Genomic DNA, 8,880 nt, shown 5'->3' on the forward strand with positions numbered 1-8,880 from the left:
CGATATTTTCACAGAAACAGGCGAACCCTCTCATTCAATGATTAAGCTCCATAGGGAGGGTAATCGACATAACCTTTTGAATCCCCACCATAGAATGTCTCCCGATCGGGTTCTGCAAGCGGCAGCCCATTCTGCATACGTGCTACCAGGTCCGGGTTGCTGATAAAGTTCGCGCCAAACCCGGCGAGGTCAATTTCACCTCCCTCAATCATTTCCGTTGCCAGATCACGGGTCAGTCCGCCAGCCAGGATCAATGCTGTAGCGTTCAGCGGTGACTTCATTCCTCGCATAAGCTCGAAGAAACCATTTTCAGCAGATCCTTCAACTTTGCCGTCTGCACGAGAGAAGCCTGACTGATTCATAAGATGCAGGTAGGCAAGCTCACGCTTACCGATTTCTGCGGCAAGGGCCAGGTAAGTTTCATTAATTTCGGGATATACCGGCATATCAAAAATCTGACCATAAGGAGACAGTCGAATACCTGTTCGATTTGCACCGATCCTTGTCGTTACTGCATCGATGACTTCAAGCGTGAATCTTAGCCGGTTATCCAGCGTGTCGGCTGCATATTTGTCGGTACGGTCATTGACACCTGGATTGAGAAACTGCTCGAAAAGATAGCCATTGGCAGCATGGATCTCGACACCATCAAAACCGGCAGCTATCGCGTTTTCAGCAGCCCAGGCAAAGTCTTCAACAAGCCGTGGGATCTCATCCGTATTCAATGGTCGCGGAGCAGGAGTGTCAATCAGGGCGGGCTGCCCGTTTTCATCATAGCCGAAGGCTTTCGTCCCTTCTGCTTTTCTGGAACTCGGGCTGACAGGTAGCTTACCGCCTTCCTGAATTGAGGGATGGGACAACCGGCCTACATGCCAGAGTTGTGCAAAGATTCGTCCTCCAACAGCATGTACTGAATCCGTGGTCAGCTTCCAGCCAGCAATCTGATCATCACTGTAAATCCCCGGATTGAACAGATATCCCTGCCCTTCACGTGACACCGGGGTGCCTTCAGTCACGATCAGGCCCGCCGTGGCGCGTTGGGTGTAATAGAGGGCTGTCATCGTGTCAGCGACGTCGCAGGGTGCACGGGAGCGCGTCATCGGAGCCATGACTACGCGATTGCTTAAGGAGGTTCCTGACAGATTGTAGGCTTCAAATAATGTGTTTTTCATAACGTCCCCAGAATGAATTTACGTTCACGACGGCTTTGAAATTCATCTCAGCCGTCAGGTCTGGATACAGTCTAGAAAAATGTTATTAAAGGAACAATTAGGCTAAAATGCAAAACATTATTGCAATAATGACAATTTATAGCTTATTAGTTAGTCATCACAGCAACAACTGACAGTGAGTTAATCCGTTTCGCATACATTGAGAGGGCTTATGCAGCTTAAGGCACTTCGTTATTTTTTAATGGTTTCCAGCTCCGGCAGCTTTCTCGCAACAGCGCGTCACTTTGGTGTCCCGGCCTCATCGGTATCGCGTGATATAGCAGCACTGGAAAAAGAGCTAAATCAGCAGCTTTTGTACCGAAGCACACGAGCGGTAACTCTGACAGAAAAAGGAACCTGGTTCCGGTCTCAGGTCAGGGAGGCTCTGGACCTGCTGGATAACGCTGCCGAGCAAATTGCTCAGGAAGGCCAGCAAATAAGTGGCAAAATAAGGATTAATGCCCCGGAAGCACTGGGCAGGCTGCATATTGTTAATCTCGTCAGTCAATTAAGAAGGAAATATCCGGGCGTATCCGTTGAACTGACCCTGACAGATACCTTTCGTGACCCGGTACAGGAGGGAAATGATATTACCTTCAGGGTAAGTACGGTCGAGGATTCCGGAATGTTAGGTAAGGTAATTTGCGATCAACAGTATATTGTGGCAGCCAGCCAGACCTATCTGCAGCAGAACGGTATACCGATGCAACCGGAAGATCTCCGCAACCATAACTGCCTGCTGTATCGTGGGGGATCAGGAGAACAGCGGTGGTATTACCGTACATCTCTGAAAGATAAGTATAAGAATATTGAGGTCAGTGGCGGCATAAGTAGCAACAATGCTGGAGCACTGGTCGCTGCGGCACAGGACGGAGCAGGCATTGTGCTGTTTCCAACATGGATTTTTAGCCCTGAAATTTTTGTGAATGGTAGTCTTATAAGACTCCTTCCTGAATGGGATATGTCAGCAGAATCTGTCCCGACCGTTATACACGCTCTCTATCCCGAAAATAAGCTTCGCTCGCACCGCATACGTGAAATTCTCAAATTTATGGTTGATGAGATCGGCTCCCCTCCATACTGGGATCAATACTTTATTAACAATCATTAACCGCTGGCGTATGTCTAAAAAATAGGTAATGAAATGATGAACTTTCGAACCATTTGCCTTAACGCTGAAATAAGCAATAATAGCGCGAGAGAAGTTCCGCTTATCGCTCACAGCGGAACAAGCTCAATCATTTGATGCTGTTCTTCCTTTAAGGAAAGCGACTGAACTCACTCTGCCTCGTAAGGGGCGTGAATAACGTCGCGTTAATTGTCTATATTGCTATCTGCCGTTCCGCGAGAGCATGTCTTGCTGCGCTTGATGCCCATTCATCGGATTGGTCCAGATGTTCAATCTCTGACTCTGCTATCGGCGTTACGCGAATGAGCGGAACCGAACCGAAAGGCAAATTATCAATCCTGCGGCTATCACGGCTGAGGATGATTCGGGTCACTGGGTTATATTCGTCTGTAAGAGCGCAAAACAGGATTGCGCCATAATTTTCTACATCAGCCGCAACCTGATAACCATCGGCAACGAGATCCCCCAGGGTAATCAAGAGATGAGCCCAGTCATCAATCTGCTGGCTGATCATATTCGAAGCGTCTAATTCCATGAAAAGTTCGCATCCTACGCCATTTTCCGGGTCTGCAATGCCGGCCCAGGGCGTCGAGAGGCCATCAGTGGCAAGCGTTAATGTGGTGTTCCTCTTAATATTGAGCACCCGGCGATGGGGCCCGAACCATTTCGTCTGGTTATGTACGTTTGCGTCATCTCGTTCAACCGTAAAGCCATCTGAGACGCTGCCATACTTTTCCCAGAAGGCTCGCCTTGCTACAGCGGCAATCTCATAAATCGGGTCCTGAGGACCGCGCGGCACAATAGTCTCATCGAATAATGTCTCAACCGTAACGCGCCCCCGTATTAACGGTATTTTAGACCTTGTCCAGTGAACGATAACTTTATTGAAGGGCTGTACCCGTGATGCTTCGAGTTTCCCGACAACCTCCCGGACCTTCTGTAAGGCGTGGTTACCCTCTGCAACGTGACTCCCGTCGGCATACATGTAACCTCCGATTTGTGAGGAGACGCCTGCCTGTTCGGTGATAAAGAACCATTCTCCGTTCACCGCGCCAGCGGGTGCCTTGTCTAAGGCCGGGCGTAAGTCCCTTGCCGCATCAGAATTGGAATATGCTGTCATGTCTGTCCTTTAGCTTCATGTCTTATGCATCATACTTATTTCAGGCTTTTCAAAATTACAGTATTGCTTACCTTTAGGCCCAACAAACTGAAAAACGTCTGTCGGATTCATTTTGGCTCTGTTTAACATGGCTCTGGACAGTAAACGTCGGGGCTGGGATCTGGATAAGTTAATAACGCTTTATAACAGCCTTGATTTGCCATACAACGTCACTTCCTCTCAGGGGCAACGACATTCTCTTGCCTAACTCAACAATCAACACCTCCCTCTGCCACTTTTCGCTAGTGACAAATTATCCACTGCCTTAACAGATATTCCTCTAATAAAGTTTTTCTTCATCCTGCGGATATTTGAGTTAAATGAACTTATCGTCTCAATTAACGATGTTTTACAGTCTTTATTACACGATTACACACATTGACATGAATGTTGTTGATCGGTAATCATTGCGTAAAACAATAGGCATTTTCTTATTTCCAGCTCGTTATCCGGCCGTGCCATTTATTAAATCATTGTTATGTCGGGATAACCTGAGAAAAATCGTGATCGGTGGGCCTTTTACACTTTCTTAAATACAGGGCTCTTCAGACATGGGGTTTCTTCCAGTGCGACACGGTTGTCGCATTCTTCCTGCAATCATACTTCCTTTAGCCTTTGTCATTTCTGTGACCATGGCTGAGGCGAGGGTGCCTTCGCACTCTATCTCTGACGACACTTCGCCGGGGGGGTTGTACGCCGCACTGCGCAGCACCATGCTCCATCACCCCGGTCTGGCCAGTCAGCAGGCGCTTGTGCGTTCCAAAGAGGCCAACGCCGACAGCGCCCGCGCGGCACGTTTGCCAACCCTTGGGGCCAGCGCAGGGACGGGGCAAATTTCTGGTTACAATGATTCCAGTTCGACCACGCTGAGTGTATCGCAACCATTATGGGCGTTTGGGCGCATCGACAGCGCCATTGACTACGCCGACACTGACACCCTTGCTCAGCAAGCTACGGCCTGGGCGACACGTCGTGACTTGCTGGAAGAGACCGCAGTGGCCTATGCGAATGTCCAGGGTGTTCGCGAGCGTCTTGCCGTTGCCGAATCGAACGTTACCAACCATCAGGCGTTGCAGGAACAGATCCAGCGCCGTCAGCAGGGGGGACTGGCGTCTTCGGCTGATGTCAGCCTGGCGAAGGCCCGGTTGTTACAGGCGCGTTCCTCATTCGAACAGGCCAAATCGGACCTGCTTACCGCTGAATCCACGCTGTTATCCTTGACGCAGGTGCCGGTCGCAAGCGACCTGCCGGTGCCTGGCAGCATCCTCAAACTGCCTGCCGATCGGGCTATACAGGAACAAATTCTTGCGCAGAGTGCAACCGTACGAGCCCGCGAAGCGGGGGTCACGCTTGCCGAAACGGATGTGAAACGTCAGCGCACCTCATCCATGCCGACCGTCTCCCTGCAAGCCTCTCGCAATGACTACTCGGGCATCCCCAATCAGAGAAATGAAAATACGATCAATGTTGTGGTGACCGGCACGATGGAAGGTCTGGGACTGGTGAACCGCGGCCTTCAGAACGCGGCAATAGAACGCGTGGAGTCCGCACGACAGGATCTGGCTCAACAACGCCACAGCGAAGACATTCAGACGCGCCAGCTGCTCGATCAGCGTGATGCTAACCAAATGCTGATGACGGGTTATGAGCAGTCTGTCATTGAACTCAGCGACACGCTGGCATCCTTCCGACGCCAGTATGAATCGGGCTACAAGAGCTGGCTGGATGTCCTCAACGCCGTGCGCGAATTAACTGAACAACAACAAGCCCTGGTAGCGGTACGATCGGCATGGCGGGTCGATTGCCTGCGCCTGGCTGCACGCACAGGACGTATGGACGATACCTCTGGCGCCCTGCCAGGCACCCAATTAGCTAACACGTCTGCGAGCCTTCCCTGATGATATCTGTTCCTCTCTCTGAATTACTGGCCTTGCTGGACAAGCTAAAGGCCCCGGTGAATAAAGCGGCGTTAACGCAGGCGTATGCACGTGCGCAGACCGTTCCTTCATTGACAGATCGCCCCCAGGATGATGTGCGCAGTTTACTGTCGGACGCGGGGATGAAAGATGTCCGGCTGGCGTTGCTTCCGTGGCGGCGTTTTGATCCCCGTCAACTCCCGGCACTGATGTGGCACGAACAAACATGGTGGCTAGCCGAGCGACACAGTGAGGGAGGGAATACCGATACCCTTACGCTGACCCGTGAAGGTGCCGAATCCCGAACGCTAACGGTAGACGATATTCTGACCGGTGCGCCGGGTACGGTTGCGGGTGACGAAACGGCTGTTCTCTGGTTGAGACTGGCTTCACCTGTACAGTCAGAAAACCTCTCTGATAGTGAAAACCCGGCCATGCGCCTGGTCTGGCGAGAACTGTTGCGCGACCGCCGTTGGGTGTTCCAGGTCGTCGCCGCCACGCTGCTGGTGAACATCCTGGCCATTCCCACCTCGCTCTTCGCGATGCAGATCTACGATCGCGTGGTGCCTACCCTGGCCTGGGCAACCCTGACCACGCTGGTCGTGGGGATGGTGCTGGTTGTGGGGCTGGACTGGCTGCTCAAAACGCTGCGGGCCCGCGTTATGGACAGCGTTGCCAGCAGTGTGGATAAACGCCTTTCCCAGCATGTCTATGAACACCTGCTGCACCTGCAACTCGACCAGCAGCCCGGCAGTCTGGGCACGCTGGCCGCGCAGGTGGGGGCGCTGGATTCGGTACGGCAGGTTGTCTCTGCCGGTCTGGTCTTCGGGATCGTGGATCTGCCGTTTGCCTTTCTGTTTATCGGGCTGATTGGTTTGATCGGTGGGCCCGTCGGCTGGGTTTACCTTGGAATGCTGCCTGTCGCGCTGGCGCTTGGCCTGTTCACGCGTATGCGCTTACGCCGTCTCACGCGCCAACAGATGCTTCGCAGCAACGAGCGTCTGGGCCTGTTAGTCGACAGTATTCGCGGCGCCGAGACGCTGCGCGCCAGTCATGCTGGCTGGCGTTTTGCACAAGACTGGCAGACGCTCAGCAATTCCATCGCTGGCTACAGCATTCAGCAAAAATCGCTCAGTCAGTTCTGTACTAACACCACCGGCAGTCTGTCGACGCTGGCGTATGTTATGGGGATCGTGGTGGGCGTCTGGGGCGTCGAGGCCGGATATTTGACCACCGGGGGCATGGTCGCCTGCAGTATTCTGGGGGGGCGTGTCATCGGGCCGGTGAGTCAGGGCGTTCAGTACCTGATGCAATGGCAGCAGGTCAGAGAAGCGCTGGACATGGTGAACAACCTGCTGCGTAAACCGACGGAGCGTCGTCCCGGACAGACCCTGCTGTTGCCCGATCGCCTGCCAGAACATATTAGTGTGGAAAAGCTGCGCTTCGCCTTTCCGCAGTCTCCGGTACAACAACTCAATATTCCCGCACTTCGCTTTCATGCCGGTGAACGCGTTCTGCTGTTAGGGCCCGTTGGCGGCGGTAAATCGACGCTGCTGAAGATCCTGTCCGGGCTGTATCGCCCCGGTGAGGGCCGCGTACGCCTGGGCGATGCCGATTTGTGGGAGATCGATCCCCAACTGGTCAGTGCTCAGGTTGGCTATCTGCCACAAGCGGTGCAGCTCTTCAAAGGCACGCTGCGAAGCAATCTGATGCTCGCAGGAGCAGTCAGCGACACCACGCTGACCGACGTCACCCGCGATCTGGCGCTGGATCAGGTGGCTGCCAGTAATCCGCTGGGTATGGATATGGCGATCAGCGAAGGTGGCTCGGGTCTTTCTGGCGGTCAGCGCCAGCTGGTAGGGCTGGCACGTGTGCTGATGTCTCGTCCACGTATCTGGCTTCTGGATGAACCGACGGCCTCGCTGGATGGCGAAGCGGAGGCCCGTGTCTGGCAAGCATTACAGGCCAGGCTGCAGCCAGAAGATATCCTCATCGTCGCCACTCACCGTCCGATGGCTGCCGTTAATTTTGCCACCCGCGTCCTGGTCGTGCAGGAAGGCACCATCGTACGTGATGGTGCACCGGAAAAACTGATGCCAGGACTAATGGCCCGCGCCACGGGTTCGCGGCCCACCGTTGAAGTAACGAACTTAAAAACACGTATGCCTGAAGCATCTAATTCAGCAGGAGTCCTTAATGGCCGTTGAACTGTTTGACGACGAGGTCGCTGACGCCGCTCGCGTGCATCGGCTGGAAAACTACCACCGTAGCCGACTCTCCGCCGGGCTTATCGGGAGCATCGTCGTCCTGGTGCTGGGTTTTGTCATCTGGGCGATCTATTTTCGCATTGATGAAGTCGCACGGGCACACGGGGAAGTGATCGCCAGCAGCCGGGTGCAGATAATCCAGACCGTGGACGGGGGCGTACTGTCCGAGCTGGGCGTCAAAGAGGGTGACCATGTTAAGGCGGGGCAGATTCTGGCTCGTCTCGACCCAACCCGCGTTGAGGCAGCGGCGGGTGAAGTGGACGCGCGTATCGTCGGTCTACGGGCGCGTATTGCCCGACTGCGCGCAGAATCAACGGGCCAGTCAGCCCCCCGGTTCCCCTCCGATCCTGATCCGGCATTGCGCGAGCAGGCTGACATTGAGCGCGCCCTGTTTTTGCAGCGCCGTCAGAGCCTGCAGGAAGATATCACTGCGCTGCAAACCGCTGTCAATTTAGCCAGTCAGAAGCTCAACCTGGTGAACGGGCTTGAACGCTCTGGGGATGTGAGCACCAGTGAGCGGCTTAACGCGCAGCGCGATCTCAATGAAGCCCGTGCCCGCCTGCTGGGTCGACGCAATAAGTTTCTGGATGACGCGCGAGCCGATCTCACCAAGGCCGAAGATGACCTGAGCCAGACGCTGCAACAGATGGCCGGCCGTCGCCAGCAGGTGCACGATACGGTCTTTACGGCCATGGGACCTGGGATAGTCAAAAACGTCCGCGTCACCACGCTGGGTGGGGTACTGCGTGCCGGTGATGAAATTATGCAGATCGTCCCGTCAGATGATGCCCTCATCGTTGAAGCTAAGGTTCTGCCTGCTGATATTGCCCGCGTTCAGGTTGGACTGCCGGCCACCGTACGGCTGGATCCCTTCGATTACACCATTTATGGCGCATTGCAGGGGGAGGTGATCTATGTGTCGGCCGACACCCTTAAAGAAAACACACCCCGTGGCGAGGAGATCTACTACCGCGTCCACGTTCGTTTGAAAAGCCATGCAGAAGGAGAGGGGCAGCTTGTGCGCAGTACGACAGGTCGTCAACTGGACATCCTGCCGGGCATGACATCTCAGCTCGATATCCGTACCGGCGATCGCACGCTGATGGATTTTTTACTTAAACCTTTGCGTAAAACACTCAGTGAATCATTCCAGGAGCGATGACACCACAGGTGGTCGTTGCAACCCGATTTTCCTGTT

6 protein-coding genes are annotated in these 8,880 nt (G+C 53.9%); 4 read left to right on the top strand and 2 right to left on the bottom strand.

Features of this window, described 5'->3' with window-relative positions; genetic code table 11:
- Positions 1-41: 41 nt before the first annotated feature.
- On the bottom strand, positions 42-1,172 hold the full coding sequence (locus LG383_RS07380) for an alkene reductase (RefSeq protein WP_225758694.1): 1,131 nt from the start codon (positions 1,170-1,172) through the stop codon (positions 42-44).
- Between the two features lie 211 nt (positions 1,173-1,383).
- On the opposite strand from LG383_RS07380, the gene LG383_RS07385 reads away from it, so the two are divergent.
- A complete protein-coding gene (locus LG383_RS07385) occupies positions 1,384-2,322 on the top strand; it encodes a LysR family transcriptional regulator (protein WP_225758695.1) in 939 nt (312 codons plus the stop codon).
- 211 nt (positions 2,323-2,533) lie between these two features.
- Here LG383_RS07385 and LG383_RS07390 read toward each other — a convergent pair whose 3' ends face one another.
- On the bottom strand, positions 2,534-3,460 hold the full coding sequence (locus LG383_RS07390; RefSeq protein WP_225758696.1) for a hypothetical protein: 927 nt from the start codon (positions 3,458-3,460) through the stop codon (positions 2,534-2,536).
- Positions 3,461-4,188: 728 nt separating this feature from the next.
- On the opposite strand from LG383_RS07390, the gene LG383_RS07395 reads away from it, so the two are divergent.
- Genes LG383_RS07395 through LG383_RS07405 form a run of 3 tightly spaced genes read left to right on the top strand, consistent with a single transcriptional unit; the run spans position 4,189 to position 8,844 of the window.
- Complete coding sequence (locus LG383_RS07395) at positions 4,189-5,397, top strand: TolC family protein (protein WP_225758697.1); 1,209 nt, start codon at positions 4,189-4,191, stop codon at positions 5,395-5,397.
- Complete coding sequence (locus LG383_RS07400) at positions 5,397-7,622, top strand: peptidase domain-containing ABC transporter (protein ID WP_225758698.1); 2,226 nt, start codon at positions 5,397-5,399, stop codon at positions 7,620-7,622. The genes LG383_RS07395 and LG383_RS07400 overlap by 1 nt, the downstream gene beginning before the upstream one ends.
- Positions 7,612-8,844, top strand: coding sequence for an HlyD family efflux transporter periplasmic adaptor subunit (locus tag LG383_RS07405; protein WP_225758699.1), 1,233 nt, complete (start codon positions 7,612-7,614; stop codon positions 8,842-8,844). The genes LG383_RS07400 and LG383_RS07405 overlap by 11 nt, the downstream gene beginning before the upstream one ends.
- Positions 8,845-8,880 lie beyond the last annotated feature (36 nt).

It is taken from the genome of Leclercia sp. Marseille-Q4284 (assembly GCF_916618945.1).
Lineage (GTDB): Bacteria > Pseudomonadota > Gammaproteobacteria > Enterobacterales > Enterobacteriaceae > Enterobacter > Enterobacter tamurae.